The 18156-nt window shown below is 32.6% G+C and carries 13 protein-coding genes; 10 read left to right on the top strand and 3 right to left on the bottom strand.

The window, feature by feature from the left end; translation table 11 throughout:
* Positions 1–28: 28 nt before the first annotated feature.
* The 5 genes from J7S27_04345 (at position 29) to J7S27_04325 (ending at position 4735) form a co-directional block, all read left to right on the top strand.
* Positions 29–652: a TetR/AcrR family transcriptional regulator gene (locus J7S27_04345; protein ID QTU82550.1), complete on the top strand. Its 624-nt coding sequence runs from the start codon at positions 29–31 to the stop codon at positions 650–652.
* Between the two features lie 394 nt (positions 653–1046).
* The gene (locus J7S27_04340) at positions 1047–1454 is read left to right on the top strand and encodes a GNAT family N-acetyltransferase (protein ID QTU82549.1); all 408 of its coding nucleotides are present in this window, start codon (positions 1047–1049) and stop codon (positions 1452–1454) included.
* A gap of 23 nt (positions 1455–1477) precedes the next feature.
* The gene (locus tag J7S27_04335) at positions 1478–1909 is read left to right on the top strand and encodes a hypothetical protein (protein QTU82548.1); all 432 of its coding nucleotides are present in this window, start codon (positions 1478–1480) and stop codon (positions 1907–1909) included.
* 258 nt (positions 1910–2167) lie between these two features.
* Positions 2168–2566, top strand: coding sequence for a hypothetical protein (locus J7S27_04330; protein QTU82547.1), 399 nt, complete (start codon positions 2168–2170; stop codon positions 2564–2566).
* A gap of 1128 nt (positions 2567–3694) precedes the next feature.
* The gene (locus J7S27_04325; protein ID QTU82546.1) at positions 3695–4735 is read left to right on the top strand and encodes an IS30 family transposase; all 1041 of its coding nucleotides are present in this window, start codon (positions 3695–3697) and stop codon (positions 4733–4735) included.
* Positions 4736–5604: 869 nt separating this feature from the next.
* Here J7S27_04325 and J7S27_04320 read toward each other — a convergent pair.
* The 3 genes from J7S27_04320 to J7S27_04310 all read right to left on the bottom strand — a co-directional run bounded on the left by J7S27_04320 (position 5605) and on the right by J7S27_04310 (position 7241).
* A complete protein-coding gene (locus tag J7S27_04320; GenBank protein QTU82545.1) occupies positions 5605–6027 on the bottom strand; it encodes a transposase in 423 nt (140 codons plus the stop codon).
* A complete protein-coding gene (locus J7S27_04315) occupies positions 5993–6241 on the bottom strand; it encodes a hypothetical protein (GenBank protein ID QTU82544.1) in 249 nt (82 codons plus the stop codon). The genes J7S27_04320 and J7S27_04315 overlap by 35 nt, the downstream gene beginning before the upstream one ends.
* Before the next feature lie 130 nt (positions 6242–6371).
* Positions 6372–7241, bottom strand: a complete 870-nt coding sequence (locus J7S27_04310; GenBank protein ID QTU82543.1) for a LysR family transcriptional regulator — start codon at positions 7239–7241, stop codon at positions 6372–6374.
* 115 nt (positions 7242–7356) lie between these two features.
* Here J7S27_04310 and J7S27_04305 point away from each other — a divergent pair, with 115 nt between their 5' ends.
* The 5 genes from J7S27_04305 (at position 7357) to J7S27_04285 (ending at position 18145) form a co-directional block, all read left to right on the top strand.
* Positions 7357–9210, top strand: coding sequence for a PTS glucose transporter subunit IIA (locus J7S27_04305; GenBank protein ID QTU82542.1), 1854 nt, complete (start codon positions 7357–7359; stop codon positions 9208–9210).
* 18 nt (positions 9211–9228) lie between these two features.
* Positions 9229–10647, top strand: coding sequence for a glycoside hydrolase family 1 protein (locus J7S27_04300; GenBank protein QTU82541.1), 1419 nt, complete (start codon positions 9229–9231; stop codon positions 10645–10647).
* 308 nt (positions 10648–10955) lie between these two features.
* The gene (locus J7S27_04295; GenBank protein ID QTU82540.1) at positions 10956–11549 is read left to right on the top strand and encodes a hypothetical protein; all 594 of its coding nucleotides are present in this window, start codon (positions 10956–10958) and stop codon (positions 11547–11549) included.
* Between the two features lie 272 nt (positions 11550–11821).
* Entirely contained in the window at positions 11822–12409 is a 588-nt protein-coding gene (locus tag J7S27_04290; GenBank protein ID QTU82539.1) for a hypothetical protein, read from the top strand.
* 597 nt (positions 12410–13006) lie between these two features.
* Positions 13007–18145 (top strand): Cna B-type domain-containing protein, encoded by a 5139-nt coding sequence (locus J7S27_04285; protein QTU82538.1) that lies wholly within the window; start codon positions 13007–13009, stop codon positions 18143–18145.
* The last annotated feature ends 11 nt before the right edge of the window (positions 18146–18156 follow it).

Below are 18156 nucleotides of genomic sequence, written 5' to 3'. Positions count from 1 at the left end.
TATAAAGTGTCTAATTATAGGGGGCAATATGGCGCGTCCAAAGAAAGATGAATATACTAATAGGGCAGTAGTAAAAATAGAAAATGCTTTTTGGAAACTTTTAGAGACGGAAAGGTATACGGATATTACTGTTCTTCGAATTACTCAAGATTCTGGAGTTAATCGTAATTCTTTTTATTATCATTATAAAGATATTGATGATTTGGCTTATCAGGCTTTTAAGAATAATACACGAAACGAGGCCTCGAAAATAATGATTTCGTCAATTTTAACTTTCTTAAAGTGTCAAAGTGATGAAAATATTTTAAATTTTGATATGTCCATTTTACCGAATTCTAGGCGTATTATGTTGTGTGCTAGAAGTGAGTCAACATACCTAAAACAACTAGTGAATAACTATTTAAGGGAGATATGGTTGGATTCCTTTTCTATTAATGAAGATTGTTTGACAACAGAGGAGAAATTGCAAATTGATTTTATTTTTTCTGGAATCGTAACGACTCTTGGTAGTCAAGAGATTGAAAATAATCCGCTTTTAATGTTAAAACTGGTGTCGTCGGAAATAGGAATATCGATGCTTTCAATAATGAATAAGATAGCAGTGGCGCAAAGTAATAAATTTCTAAAAAATAAGCAAAATTTAAATGAATGATAAATTTCAATTTGCAAATACACGAATTTATAAGTTGTTAATCTACTGCGATAACAACAATTCGTTTTGAAGTATAAATTAAAGAGTAAACAATTTTATTTTGTTCTATAGTATCTGGAGAGTGTCGCTCTGCTCGTAAAATCCTAGAAACCTTTGAACGAAAGGGATAGTGAAACTTTTGACGGAAAGAAAAGGGACTAAACAAAATCTAACAACCTTGAAATTAATAAGTTTGCATATTTGAAAATTCATAATTATTTGAATTTTTTACAATTCGTCTTTAAAAATGATTCTTAAATCTAGCAACAACGCTTTGAATATTTAATAGGTTGCAATGGTATTGATATAGTAGAAAGATACGATCAATTAAAATTTTCAAAAGGGGAACGATTAAATGGTATGTTATAAAAGCTTTTCTATAGAAAAAATTGACGAAGTTAAAAAAATCTATGAATCGGAAAATTGGACTGCCTATTTAAAAGATGATGAAAAACTGATACGAGCATTTGAAAATTCGTCTTTTATTTTAGGCGCTTTTGAAGAGGGAGTGCTGATAGGATTTGTAAGGTGTCTAGGAGATAATGAACATTTTGTAATTGTACAAGATTTGATTGTAAATAAAAAATATAGACGGAAAGGTATCGCTAAAAAACTACTTGAAATGTGTAGAATTGAATTTGAAAACGTACGGATGTTGTGTTTAATGACTGATAAAGACGACAAAGTTGCGAATGCTTTTTATCAAAGTGTAGGTATGAAAACAGCAGACGAATTGGAAATTAATACATATGTTATGGCGTAAATTCAAGTTTTAAAAAAAGTATTATGACAAAATTGACAATTATCAATAAAAAAGAACACAGTATAAAAATTAAAGTTTATGAAAATAATAACGTTAAAAATATTTCAAAAGTACATTTAGAACCAGTAATCATTGATATCTCTGAAAATAGTCATGTCACGCTGGTTGTAAAACGAACGGATAATATATTGCTATATCTGATTAAATATATTTTATTTCATTTAAATGGTGTCGTTAATTTTGAATTATCTGATGCCTTTCGATATGAAAAAATAACATTTCTGTCTAAAACAGAAGATATCACACTATTATATCGCTCAACAGATACGACTTTTTTAGGTGTTGAAAAGTATCAATATGAAATAGCATATGACAAAAGAAAAGGTATATGTATTGGTGTCTTTTTATTTATACTTTTAACAGTAGTTCTAATTGTTTTATTTAGCATCATATAATTGATGAAGTAACATAAGGAAGAAAATAGGAAATTTATAATGGAAACATTAGTTATGCCAATGAATTATGTAGAGTTGTAAGAAGATGAAATGATGTATTTAGATGGTGGAGTATATGTTTCATAAGGCACTGTACAAGGTATTTTAGTGGTGTCTATGGCTGAATTACTAGAATTGTATTAAGGTTTGTTGGAACACAAGTGTATCAATTAGCAAAAGGACTAGCGTATACAGCGTTATATGGAAGTAGGGATATATATGGGAGTTGGGATCCATGGAGATTCGAAATTCAATGGTAAAAAAATAATATTAAGTAATTTTATAGAAACAGTGTTAATTTTCTTTGTATCATGTATATATAATAGTAGAATTAATATTCATGGAATTCAATCGGTTAGTGTAATAATAGTCATATATGGTATATATTTCTGGTTATTATTATATGAAATGAAACAGTATTCTATATATTTAAAAGGAATGCATATTATTAATGCGTTTAATGCTTTTTCTATTTTAAGTGGACTTTGTTACTTATTGGGTGGAATATCATTGTTATCTCAAGGTAAATTATTTTGGGTAGGGACTATATGTATTTTAGTTATTAATTCACTGCGTTTATTTTCTATTTTATTTTTTCAACAAGTGTCAGAACAATAGCGTTTTAATAAAAATAATAGTAAGATAGTTATTCTTAATAAGATGATGGTGCCTGTATTATTTTTAGAATTTATTCTAATGATAATGACTACAGGAAATTTATTAATTATTGGAATGTTGGGTGTTTTTGGAATAGTTTCAGTTTTAAAAGTAGATGTGAATAAAAAAAGTATGTACTTACACATAGTGATTATTGTATTACTATGTATTTTGAGTATATATGAAGTTAGTGGTGTATTAAAACTTCTTATATTTTCTCCTAGTACGATAAATACTTGTAAATATTCTAGAAAAAAATAAATATAGGTAAGGATATGGATAGATATACAGTTTCTTTAATTATACATGGAATAGCAAGTGTACCATTGGTAGCAATATTTTTTCTAATCTTTTTATTGATAGTTCCTTTAGTATCAATAAGTGTAGGAATATTGAATGTATCATTGTTTTTATTAATAATACTTATATTATATACATTTGTAGTTAGTATATTTATTATTTTAAGGTTCTTGCGATTAAAAAATATGTTAGTGCCGTTAGAAGATTAGATTAGTAATATATAAACGATTCTATTAGTGTGCTTTTTACAGAACCAAAATCAGCATATGTTAACCCTCGGGGAGTGTTGCTATATTAGGTTGTTGTGCCGTAGTAGTCGTTTCGGTTTATGGAGTAGGAAAGGCAAATGTTTTTTGGTAAAAATTGAATGACAGTATTTTTTTTAGTAACATTAATTATTCTTATATTTAGAGCGGTGTATATTTTAAATAGGGTTCAAAAATTAAAAATAGAATCTAAAAAAATAAATTTTAGTGTACAGGAAATATTGAATAAGTTTGTAGAGAATAGTAAATTAACTAGTCTATATCCTAAAATCAGAAATGCTAAACGGAATGGGTATAATGCTTTTACAAATACAATATATATCGAGATAGAAGAAAATGTTACAGAAACGACTGCTTTTATCTTTTTGCATGAATTAGGACATTTTCAAGATAGAATACGATGTAAAAAATATCAACGCCGAGTTGTAAAATAAAGTGCAAAAGCAAAATAGTGTTATAAAAACAAAAAAAGACAGATAATTAACTGACTAAAATCCACTACAAAATTAGAAAGGTAATTATCATGTCTAAAACAAATTATAACACAAAAAAACAATATAAACAGCTATCTTTGATTGAACGCACAAAAATTGAAACGTTATTAAACGAAAAGAAACCAATACGATATATTGCTGAACAACTCGGACGAAATATATCTACAATTTATAGAGAAATTAAACGTGGAAGTGTTAATCAAATCGTTAATCGAAATGGTATCCAACGTGACGAATTAAAATATTACGCTGAAACAAGCCATTACATCTATAAAGCTAAGCAACAAAATAAATATCATAATAATTTAACTGAAAAATTTAGTCAGCAATTTTTCAAAGACTTACAACAGGTAGTTACTGAAAAATATAGAACCCATAGTATTGATACCTTTGTACATTGGTATCGGCAAAATCACCCTAATGAGAAGGTCCCTTGTACGAAAACGGTTTATACGTTTGTCCATCAAGGTATTATCCCTATCAAACCAATTGATTTACCCAAAATGGTAAGCATTAGAAAACGACCAAAAAAAGATAACACCAAAACATACAAGAAAAATATGGGAACATCTATCGAAAATCGACCAGACGTAGCGAATAATCGTACAGAATTTGGACATTGGGAAATTGATTTAGTCTTATTTAAGAAGACGAAAAATGAAGCACTATTATTAACGTTAGTAGAACGACAAACACGTTATACAATTATACGTAAAATAAATGATAAAACAGCACTATGTGTCTTACGGACATTAAAGAATATTTTTAAACAATATAGGAAATCAACCTTCAAGAGTATTACATCTGATAATGGTTCAGAATTCGCCTCGTTATCTGAATTAGAATCGAAATATTTAAACATTTACTATGCACACCCTTATTCATCTTATGAGCGTGGTACTAACGAAAACCATAACGGACAGATACGGGAGTTTTTACCTAAGGGTAAATCTATCAACACCGTTAAAAAGTCAACTATTCGTAAAATAGAATCCTGCTTAAATCAGAAAATACGACGTAAATTAGGTTATCGTACACCTGCGGAGTTATTTTTATTGCGGGTAGATTAATAGTTTAATAAAAACTGGTTTCCCGTCAAGGCACACTTCGTTTTTCGCCTTGACTAGAAAACCTTTGTTTTTATTGTTTGGTTATCAACCCCGCAAAAGAGAAAGTCATTATCTGTTTTTTTTGCACTTTACTTTACAATTGCCAAAAAAATATCAACCGTATATCTTTTTATCTTATCTTATTTCAACAATAATGGTTATATTTTTTGTTTATGATGTAATCCATTATGGAGGAATGAACAACCCTAAATGGATGATGTGTATTGTGTTAGGGATTCAAATTGTGGCGATGTTTCTATCTTTAAGTCTTGAAAAATATGCCAATTATATAGCTTTAAAGCATTCTCGATTATTTAAATTAAGCACGAGTACATTATTTAGTAAATATCAAATACAATATTATCAATTAACATTATTGATACCTATAAATAGCACATTGCTTATCATTTTTTTGTAAAAAAGTATACAAAAGCGTCGCAAATTACAGTAGTAAGTTAGCCACTTCCGGCAAATCATAAGGACGCGTATAATTAAATAATTTACGTGGATAACGATTTATCCATTGTTCAACAACCGTTACTAAAAAGTGAGTGTTATAGAACAGAGGCCTATCTGAGCAGAAATGCTCGGATAGGTCTTTTTTGGGGGTTCTATATCAAATAGGGATTGGAATGGCAACACTTTTTCGTACAAAAATTATAAGGGGGAGCTACCGCGCTGCGCCTGGTTGATGCAGAGAAACCAAAAGATTGCTAAAAATCTTTTGGTTCAGACTGTTAACAATATCGATAAAAAATCCAACATATTTTTTAAAAAATGAAAAATATGTTGGATTTTGAATTTCAAAATACTAAATGAAGAATAATATCTCAAAAAATGGTATCTCCAGTGAGTAGAATTGCCATTTTTTTCATATTTTGGGCAGCACAAGATAACCAAGTATACTGTTGCATCTTGGTTACTCCTCTATATTGCGCAAATCGATACCCATGATTTTGCTTAGAGTCTGCAAAACTACGCTCAATCATTTCTTTCCGTCGTTTATATAATGCTTTCCCAAACGTAGATAATCGACGCTCACGACATCTATCGTATACATCAGCATCTATCGATCGACGTAGTATCCGTTTATTACTATTATCGCTTATACGATACTGTTTATATCCTTGTCTATCAATATTTCTGTAGGTATAAATTTCTCCCGTACGTGTATCCGTAAAACAATCTATAGATGAATGATATCGAAAAAATTTATGGTCAGGATTGCGATGAAAACGTCGATACCCAATCACAGAAAATATCTTTTTCTCTTCTAAAAATTTTAAAATGTCTTTTTTTATAATATACGCTATCTAACGCGACACAATTCACATTAAAATGAAATGTTTCGATTATATGTGTTAATCGCGACACATACGGTACACTATCATGCACGTTCCCTGGTGTAATAAAACAGTCCACAATAAAATTATGTTTACCATCTACACTACGATGGTCTAAGTACATAACCCCTTTTCTTTATCCACCACTTATTAGATATAGTGTATCACACCACTTAATTTTTTTGTTCTAATTAAGTGTAACCTATCCAAAATATATCTTTTAGCTTTTGAGCAATTTTAATAATAAGAACCCATTAATAAAATAACTTATTGTTGCTTTTTAAAAATATTTCTATATATTTCTTTTTTTCCTGCGATAAATTGACATTGGTAATTAAATATAAATTTCTCTCTGGTGCATCATCAATAACGTAGTATTCAAGATTGGGGTTTGTATTACAAAACTCTGAGGAAACACTTTCCGGGACAATAGCCCAATTGTCATCATTTACTAAAAAGTACTCAAGCATGGCTGAAGTACCTATAACGATTTTTTTTTGAGAAAAAGAAAAAAAGTTATTATGCCACTGTTGAAAATCATTTGACCATTTGATGAATATTTCTTTATCGTGGTTTAAATTTTCAAAGCACTTTTCTTCTTTAAAAATACTATTTTTAAAATATAATATAGTCATTTTTTCTGAAAAAATTTTCTGAGCCTTGATACTTGGGTAATTATAGAGGTTAAAAACAAATCCTATATCAAATCTCATCTGATTTATTAATTCATGAATTGCAGTTGAGTGATAAGTTTGGATATTTATTGAAATATTTGGATAGGATTGAATGAAAGATGTAAAATTATTTTTGAGAATAAAATGATTAATTATATCTAATGATGCTATATTTAATTGAATATTTCTAGTTTGATTTTTAAGTTGGAATGCGGCTTCACTAACTTCCATATATTGGTGAGCAATCTCTAAAAATTCTTTACCTGACTCTGTTAAAGATAAAGTTTTTAATCCAGGATGGCGATCAAATAATTTGATTCCTAAGGATTCCTCTAATCTTTTAATCCGACTACTTGCAGTACCCTGACCTATATAAAGCTTTTTTGCACCGCTCACAATACTTCCATGTTCTACCACACTTAAAAAAGTTTCTACTTCTTCATAATTCATAATACGCTCCTAAATATTCGTTTTGTAAATATTATATACTATTTTTTTGAGATTTACAAAATATTTGAATTCGCTTACTATTTAATTGAGCTCAATTAATTTAAGGAGAAAAAGTATGAATTCCAATACTATAGCAAAAGAAATTATTAATTTAGTTGGTGGTGAAGCAAATGTTGAATCATTAACGCATTGTATGACACGGCTTCGATTTGTATTAAAAGATGAAAGAGTTGTTGATAAAGAAAAATTAGAAGCTATTCCAGAAGTTTTAGGTGTGGCAAAAGGTGCTGGTCAAATTCAAATTATAATGGGGAAAAATCTACTACCAGTATACAATACAATTATTGAACATTATCATTTTGAAAATAATTTTGATGTAGAGGTACAAAAAAAAAGCAAAAAACCAAAAAGTATTGTAGATGTTTTACAAGATATCGTTAATTATATGGGCGGTGCTGTAAGTTCCATGATTGTTGGATTAATTGCAGGAGGGATGCTTAAAATCCTATTATTATTAATTTCTCTAACATTACCTTCCGTTGTAGTGACAAATACTTTTAAATTAATAACATTTCTATCTGATGTACCATTTTACTTTATGCCTGTTTTAGTAGCTTACGGTGCTGCGAAAAAATTGGGAGCAAACCAAATTTACTCAATGATGGTTGCGCTGACATTACTTTATCCAGGTTTTACAGATATGGTAGCTAAAGGAGGAACAACTACACTATTTGGTATGCCAGTGTTACTTATAAAGTATTCTGGTTCATTCTTACCTGTTTTGCTATCTACAGTTGCAGTATATCACTTGGAAAAATTCTTTGAAAAGATTATACCTGGAATACTGAAGCCGATTTTAATTGGTATGTGTACAATTTTAGTAGCGTCTACATTAACATGGGTTGTGTTTGGGCCTTTAGCAATTTATATTGGTAATTACTTTATCTCTTTTTTGGTCTGGATGCAATCTGTAATCGGTCCTCTTGCTTTAGCAGTCTTATCAAGTATTATACCATTTTTGGTTATGACAGGAATGCATACTTTGTTCGCACCTTTTATGGCTCAAAGTTTAAGCCAAGTTGGATTTGATGGCTTCTTCCGTCCAGCTCTTATGATTCATAACATGTCGGAAGGTGCAGCATGTTTAGGAATAGCTTTCAAAACAAAAAATAAAGAACTTCGTGCAGAGGCTTTAAGTTTAAGTTTCGGTTGTATTGTTGCAGGTGTGTCAGAACCAGCTTTGTATGGATTAATGCTCCGATTCAAAAAGCCTTTATATGGTGTAATGGCAGGTGGAGCTGCCGGAGGGTTAGTCGCTGGGCTTCTAGGTGCAAAAGCATTTATTATGGGTCGTTCGACTATATTAGCTATTCCTATTTTTCAAGAGACAATTATTTCTATGCTGATTGGTATAGCAGTAGCAATGCTCACTTCTTTTGTTGTAACATATTTGGTAGGATTTGAAGATGAGGCATCAACAGATGCTAGCAATAAAAGAACTGAGGTAGGAGATGAAGTTGAGAGTGCATTGCAAGCTATTGCTGAGGGGACTAGCTTCCCTTTAGAACAAGTCAAAGATGATGTATTCTCTAAAAAAATTATGGGAGATGGTATCGCATTTAACATAATTGGCTCATCAATCACAGCGCCTTGTTCAGGTAAAGTTACCGCAATTTTTCCAGGAGGTCATGCAGTTGGACTGACAAGAAATGACGGAGTTGAAATGTTAATTCATATTGGTTTGGATACTGTCAGTCTAAATGGATACGGCTTTAAACCTTTAGTTGAAGTGAATGAAGTGGTTAAAGCTGGTCAAAAATTAGTAAATGTGGATATTGATGGAATAAAGCAAAAGGGCGTTGATTTATCGACTATGCTCATTATTACAGATACTAAGGGAAAAGAAATTAAATTTTTTGATTATGGTCAAGTTAGCAATGGTCAGCTAATTACCCAAATTTATGAATAAAAGAAGGATTGAACTAATATGATGGACAAGTATCTTAGTGAATTTCCACAAGATTTTTTGTGGGGTGGTGCAATTGCTGCAAATCAAGCTGAAGGAGCTTGGGATGAGGGCGACAAAGGAGTTGATCTCGCAAGTTGTTTTCCGAATGGAATTCACCATGGATTTGTAAAAAAGCCTGAGCGAGGAGAGTATCATCCTTCTAGAGAAGCCATTGACTTTTTCCACAACTATAAAGATGATATTGCATTATTTAAAGAAATGGGTTTTAAAATTTTTCGGACATCTATTAACTGGACAAGAATTTACCCAAATGGCTATGAATCGTCTCCAAATGAAGCGGGTTTAAGATATTATGATGATTTATTTGATGCTTTACTTGAAGCTGGCATTGAGCCACTAGTTACGATTTCACACTATGAAACACCCATGGGTCTAGTAGAAAAATATGGAAGTTGGAGAAACAGAAAAATGATTGACTTTTTCCTCAACTATTGTGAAACCATTTTTAATAGATATAAAAACAAAGTGAAATATTGGCTCACTTTTAATGAAATTAATAATATGCGTAGAAATCCTGATTATGTTGGTGGAATACTGTTTTTAGATGATGAAACTAACAGGATGCAAACGGTATTTCAAGCCAACCATCATATGTTTGTTGCTAATGCATTGGCAGTTAAATTATGCCATGAAATAAGTCCAGAGGCTAAAATTGGTGCAATGCTCTCATTGAGTAATGTTTATCCACATGATTGTGATCCAGTAACTGTTCTAGAAACACAAGATTTAAGAAGACGTTCATTGTTTTATTCAGATGTTATGATTCGTGGAGAATATCCATCGTATGTTTTTCGTTTGTGGAAAGAAAATAATGTCTCAATTAATTATGAAAATGATGATTTGGAATTAATTAGAGAGTATACAAACGATTTTTTAGCTTTTAGCTATTATCGAACAACTACTCATGCTAAAGGTCAACCTTTCTTTGGTGATACTGGAGGTGATGTTGGAACTCCAAATCCATTCATTGAAACAAGTCAATTTGGATGGCAAATTGATCCTGTGGGGCTAAGATTCACATTAAATGAGTTATGGGATAGATATAGAGTTCCTCTTTTTCCTGTTGAAAATGGCTTGGGAGCAAAAGATGAGGTTGTTGATGGAGAAATCCATGATGATTACCGAATTAAATATTTAAGAGAACACCTTATAGCTGTAAAAGAATCTATAAGAGATGGGGTCAGCGTAATGGGGTATACATACTGGGGACCTATTGATATTGTTTCGGCAGGATCTGCTGATATGGAAAAAAGATATGGCTTCATTTATGTTGACAAGGACAACTATGGAAATGGGACTTTAAAAAGAATTAAAAAAGATTCATTTTATTATTACAAAGAAATTATTGAATCTAATGGAAAAAAATTAAATTTTTAGCTTTAATATTTTACACATTTGGTTTTAGAAAATTCTATTTATAATTCAGAGAATAATAAACGTTATTCTTTATGCTATTTCGAGCCAGGAATACCTATGTCCTGGCTCTTTTTTTGCGTTTTTGTGGTAAAATTAGAGTGTACTACTTAGATAAAAAGGTATATGATATAACACAAATTACATTAGTGAGTTAGTCACTTCAAGCAAGTCAGAAGGACATTTATCACAAATTTAATAGCAAAGTCAATTTGTGCATTTTATTTTGTTGCAACAGTAATATATTTGATTGATGAGTGGGGTGTATTCTAATGAAAATAATACTTCTATATTCGTTAATATGGGGGAGTTTAGAAGTCATTCTGCTATTTTTGAAACAAAAAATTAACCATTCAGTACATTTGTTAAATATGCAGGTTCTTTTAGATGAAATTAAAATAGGTTTAAAAAACGTTGTTTCTAAACAAGGCAGGTATTTTAGTTATAATTATGCAACGGATACGGTTTATTTAAAATCAATAAAGTCAACAACTGATTGTTTACAAGCCGCACATGAGTATGCTCATGCATTACATAATAAACAAACAACATATAAATGGGTACGTTTTTATGGTGTTTTGATGACAATACTAATTTTGTTAATGTTATTATTGAGTTTAACAATTTCATTTAGTCAATTCATTTCCAATGTTTTGCTAATTGCTTTAATTTGTATGTATTGTGTATTACTGATTTTTATTGTTTATATTGAAATTTCTGCTAATAAAATTCTTCTAAATATAGAGTCTTTACCAAATTATAAAATAATTTATATATATGTTATTTTTAATATGATAAATGAACTAATGTTTAGATTGTTTATTTTATTTGTATTTATAGAGTTCTATAAATTGATATTAATTTAAAAATATAGGTGATTCTTATGATATTTTTGCTTTCTGTTTTATCAGCTGGGTTATATATAGTTATAGACAAAATAATATTTCAAAAATCAAAATACAATAAAATGATTTATATTCCATTAATTTTTATTGGTTGTTTTTTAAATGTTGCGTATTTATCGAATAGTAAAGTACACGCTATAACAATACCTTTTATGGTACTTGCAACAATAAGTGCATTAAAAAAAGATAGAAATAGTGATTAAAAATAAAAATTCAGAAAAGGGGCATTCATCATGGAAACGTTAGGTGTGTCAATGGATACGGCAAATACATATGACTTAATTTTAAAACAATCTAAAGATGTCAATGCACGTCTATATAGTGTGTATGAAAACGATAAATTACTTTTAAAATCCGTTCATTTAGAAGATGTTAATCAGCTAAAAATCAATAAAGAATCGAAATTAAAAGTCGTTGTTGAACCCGAAATAACAGGTATAAAATTGGTTTTTCTATTATTTTTACAGTATGTCAGTGCTACAGGTGATATACACTCTTTTGATTCATTCTTTTATGACAGTATTGAGATTAAAAATTATCCATTTAGTCAACTGAATTTAACGTATGACTATTCTTTCCATGAAAGTTTTAGCCTTGATGAAGACTTTGTTAATGTACAACAAAAAATAATATCATTTAAAAATTTTTATATTTTACTGTTGTTTTTGATACCAGTAATACTAATATTGCTATATTGCATCAGTGTGGCTTTGTTAGGAGTAGGGTATTTTATTGTCCGAATAGTAATTGCGCTAGTTTTATGTGCGCTACTCATTTATTTAAGTTATCAATTATATAGATTATACAAATTTAAACAATAGTGCTAAAAATGAATCGTTTAAGGTTAAATCAAATCAAATGATGTATTAAACGAATGGTGTAATAGCTGTTGAAATTAATCGTGTCGTTATTTTGACCGATATAATAGCGCATGTGATTTTACAATTCTAAAAAAGTAATTGGAATTGATTGTTTTAGGTGACTCTCTAATAGAAAAAACTTTAACAACTGGTGTTGTTTGCATAATTTAGAATCAAGGTACACAGTCGTATCTTGATTTTTTTGTTTTGCACAATTTAATGGTTCTATAATACTGGGTATTGTTGACTTCTGAAAAAACGATCAACATCTTTTAAATATAATGCATGACAATCCAAAGTTGTCATCAAACAGGGGGGATTTTTATGTATGTTGGTTGTCAATCCCTTTAACATAGCGTCTTAAATGGTGCTTTTCGGTGGGAGTTAATCTTGTATCATCAATAGTCTACAAAAAACACTAAAAGTATAAAAAACAGACGAATTTTTACAGTTTTTTCGCGACAAAACCTTGACAATACGCTAATCATAGGGCGTATAATATGATTAAGGAAAATGCAAAGCTTATTAAAAAAGGGAAATTAAAGGGGTATCAACCATATGAATACAAAGAGATTAAGATGGTCAGCTATATTTGTGATTTTTATCACTTGTTTGTTTTGTATGAAGGTGCCGTCGGTCTACGCTGCCACGGTCACTGTTAGTACACAAGATGAGCTGATTCAAGCTTTAGAATTAAACAGTGATGATATTTTAATTCGTTCTTCTTTCAGTATATCTCAATCAATTGATTTATCGGGTAAGACAGTTAAAATATCGGCATCTGATGGTGTTGAGTTAACAACAAACGGTTTGATAGAGAATATGTTTACGGTTTCTGGTGGACAAGTAACTTTTGAAAATATTCATCTTAACGGGAATAATCAATCGCGTTTGTTTCTTGTTACGAATGGGGCAACGTTAACTTTAAAAAATACGGTTGTCCAAAAAGGGACGACACAATTATTTGATAAAAAAATAATTGATACTGTAAATACACAACGGTATAGCGGTGGTGCTATTTTTGCAGAACATGCAACGTTAAATTTAGAAAATACCGAATTTATAGAAAATACAACTAAAAAAGACACACCTGTCGTTGAAAAAGCGGGAGATCCGATTTTATCGCCTCACGGTGGAGCCATGTATTCTGGAACAAGTACAATTAATATTGTAGGTGGACGCTTTAGTCATAACCGTTCAGGTTCTTCACCAAGAGGCTCAAACGGGGAAGGTGGCGCAATCAAGTTAGAAGGTGGCTCTAAACTTTACATTAATAAAGATGCCGCTTCAACGGATAAAACTACTACAGTTTTTGAAGAAAATAGCAACGATGACTGGCAAACAAAAGGTGGGTATCAAGGTGGATCTATTGAAGCAACAGATAGTGAAGTTGTCATTTATGGCACAACATTCAAGGTTGCTGGTCCGTTTAATACGGGTGGAGCCATTAAATTTGAAAATGTACCGCATGCTGAAATTCACCATTCTAATTTTGTTTTGTTAGGAAACAAAGGAGACATTGGTGTTGCAGGTGGTGCAATCACTTCTGAACAATCACATTTAACCATTTCAAATACAACAATGTCTGTAGAAGATGGGACACGCGTTAGAGAAGCCGGAGGTTTGATTCAAGTTGTCGGAAGTGGAACCTTTAACTTGTTAGATTCTAGTTTACAAGGTCGTGGAGCTTTTTGGAACGCAGGTAAATATACTGCCAAATACGGTGGAGCCATTTCGTTTTATACGGGTAGTACGGTTACTGCTAAAATAGAAAATACGACAATTCGTAATTTTATGGCCGATGTATCGGGGGCAGCAATCGCGGTTTCAAATCAACGAGATGAAGCGTCTGGTGTTGATTTAACTTTGAAAAATACACGATTAATGAATAACGCGGCATATACATATGGGAATTTGTCGTATGGTGGTGGAATGTTCATTGGACCGGGTAATGCAGTGCTCATGGAATCAGGCTCTATAACTGGTGGTACGGCTTCTAATAATGCGGGTGCTATTTATAATCAAGGTAGTCTAACATTAACAGGCGGTGTCAATATATCGAATAATACAGGCTACCAAATGGTTGGTGGTATTTATAATGCTGGGTATTTAAAAGTAGACAATGCGACTATACAAAACAATACAAAAGGGGATTGGTCTGTCGGCAATTCACATCAATTAAAACAAGGAGAGCTAAGTGGTGAAAATATCTACGCTGCAAAAGATGTGATTATCACACCAAATGCTACCATTCAAGGTGGAGATGTTCGTGTGTTAGAGGGACAATCTTCCATTATTTTAACGGGTGCATTAACGAAACCAATTAATGTTTCTATTAGTGAAGGGCCTAAATTAGCAAGTGCTGGTATCAATACGGGATATGTTGAATATGCCAATCGTCATGTTGGGTACGTTGTTGCTAGAGGGGCAAATGATAATGAATTTACAAATGAAAAATTAAGCACTACTGCTTATGTAGCGACTAGTGAAGATGCTAAGTTATTGCATTATGTAAGTAAAGATACTACGCAACCAATTGCACCACTTTCAGATCATACCAGTGTTGGAATGTGGGATTTTGTATTAAACCCAACGACCAAGCAAGTTGTATTAGGACAGCGTGCTAAGATGATTTACCATGCAAATGGCGGAACGTTTGATTCGGGAACAGAAAAAGAATTTTTATATACCATATATAGTTCGACTGATCCATGGACAGATATTCCACAGTTAAAATTATTAGAAGATGATTCTCAACCAACACGTTCAACGTATACACTAGCTGGTTGGTATAATCATAATGCAGATGGAACACAAGATAATCAACCAATAACAGATGCAGAAGTAGCCCGAAATAGAGAAGCCAATCCGTTTAATTTTTCATTACGATTTGCATCTGGAACAACACCGATTACCAATATTGTTACGCCAAATGTATTGCATGCGTATGCGGGTTGGGAACTGGATACGGTAAATGTTCACGTTACGAAACAATGGGCTAGTCGTGTAAAAGAAGAAAGTGTTACCGTTCAATTGTATAAAAACGGTAATCCAGAGGGCAATTCTGTTCAATTAACAGAAAATGGCAATTGGACATACACGTTTATGAAATTGCCAAAATATGCATCGGAAAATGTAGAAAATGTGTATACCGTGAAAGAAGTGGGAGAAGCCGACAATCAATTAAAGGTAGGCAATCATACGTATATTGTAACGGTTGCCGGGACACAAGAAAGCGGATATACAATTACCAATACGTACGTACCAGCGAAAACAGAATACACGGTCAATAAAGTGTGGGTTGGTGGACCAACAGAAAAACCAACGATTTCTGTACAGTTATATCAAAATGGTGTAGCGTATGGATCTGCAGTAGAACTTGTTTCAGGGACAACAAGCTACACATGGCGAGAATTGCCAGCAACAGATAATAATGGCGTAGCTTACACGTATACAGTTGATGAAGTGAATGTGCCAGTAGGATATGAAAAAGCAGTTGCGAATAATACAATTACCAATACGTACGTACCAGCGAAAACAGAATACACGATCAATAAAGTGTGGGTTGGTGGACCAACAGAAAAACCAACGATTTCTGTACAACTATATCAAAATGGTGTAGCGTATGGATCTGCAGTAGAACTTGTTTCAGGGACAACAAGCTATACATGGCGAGAATTGCCAGCAACAGATAATAATGGCGTAGCTTACACGTATACGGTTGATGAAGTGAATGTGCCTGCAAGATATGAAAAAGCCGTTGCAAATCATACGATTACCAATACCTATGTACCAGCAAAAACAGAATACACGGTCAATAAAGTGTGGGTTGGTGGACCAGCAGAAAAACCAACGATTTCTGTGCAACTATATCAAAATGGTGTAGCGTATGGATCTGCGGTAGAACTTGTTTCAGGGACAACAAGCTATACATGGCGCGAATTGCCAGCAACAGATAATAATGGCGTAACTTACACGTATACGGTTGATGAAGTGAATGTGCCTGCAAGATATGAAAAAGCCGTTGCAAATCATACGATTACCAATACGTACGTACCTGAGACAACAAGCGTGAACGTGACAAAAGTCTGGGTTGGAACAGTTAGTGAAAATAGTGTTCAAGTACAGTTATACAAAAATGGACAAGCGTTAGGTAATCCTGTGACATTGAACGCAACGAATCAATGGAAACATGAGTTTACTGATTTACTGGTTGTAGATACGGTAGATCAAACAACGCCAAACGTATACACTGTTAAAGAAGTTGGCGAAGCGAATAATCGCGTAACGGCAGGCGATAACACATATACGGTAACGGTAGAAGGAACACAAGCAACGGGATACACCGTAACAAATACGTATGTAGAACCGATAGTACCAACACCATTACAACCGTCCACAACAAGCGTGAACGTGACAAAAGTATGGGTTGGAACAGTTAGTGAAAATAGTGTTCAAGTACAGCTATACAAAAATGGACAAGCATTAGGTAATCCTGTGACATTGAACGCATCTAATCAATGGCAACATGAGTTTACTGATTTATTAGTTGTAGATACGGTAGATCAAACAACGCCAAACGTATACACTGTCAAAGAAGTTGGTGAAGCGAATAATCGCGTAACGGTAGGCGATAACACATATACGGTAACGGTAGAAGGAACGCAAGCAACAGGATACACCGTAACGAATACGTATGTAGAACCGATAGTACCAACGCCATTGCAACCGTCCACAACAAGTGTGAACGTGACAAAAGTATGGGTTGGAACAGTTAGTGAAAATAGTGTTCAAGTACAGCTATACAAAAATGGACAAGCATTAGGTAATCCTGTGACATTGAACGCATCTAATCAATGGAAACATGAGTTTACTGATTTATTAGTTGTAGATACGGTAGATCAAACAACGCCAAACGTATACACCGTCAAAGAAGTTGGCGAAGCGAATAATCGAGTAACGGTAGGCGATAACACATACACGGTAACGGTAGATGGAACGCAAGCAACTGGATATACCGTAACGAATACGTATGTAGAACCGATAGTACCAACACCATTGCAACCGTCCACAACAAGTGTGAACGTGACAAAAGTATGGGTTGGAACAGTTAGTGAAAATAGTGTTCAAGTACAGTTGTATAAAAATGGACAAGCATTAGGTGATCCTGTGACATTGAACGCAACGAATCAATGGCAACATGAGTTTACCGATTTACTAGTTGTAGATACGGTAGATCAAGTGACACCAAATGTATATACTGTCAAAGAAGTTGGCGAAGCGAATAATCGAGTAACGGTAGGCGATAACGTTTATACGGTAACGGTGGAAGGAACACAAGAAACAGGGTACACCGTAACGAATATGTATGTAGAACCAATAGTACCAACTGAACCTTCTGATTCAACAACAGTACCGAGCGCGCCTTCTGATTCAACAACAGTACCGAGTGAGCCTTCTGATTCAATGACAGTACCGAGTGAGCCTTCTGATTCAATGACAGTACCGAGTGAGCCTTCTGATTCAATGACAGTGCCAAGCGAACCTTCTGGTTCAACGACAATGCCGACAAAAGAACAACCTAATTCTAATTTACCAAACACTGGAAATACAGATTATTCTGTTTACGCATTTGTGTTATTTATCATGGCTGGAGTAGTGTATTCGTTTAGATACAAAAAAGAACGAATTGCATAAGCTGTTGACAT

The sequence above is a fragment of the Carnobacteriaceae bacterium zg-C25 genome, assembly GCA_017945845.1.
Classification (GTDB): domain Bacteria; phylum Bacillota; class Bacilli; order Lactobacillales; family Aerococcaceae; genus WM01.
Note: the sequence above shows the minus strand (reverse complement) of the source record. Positions and strands in the feature narration are given on the sequence as shown.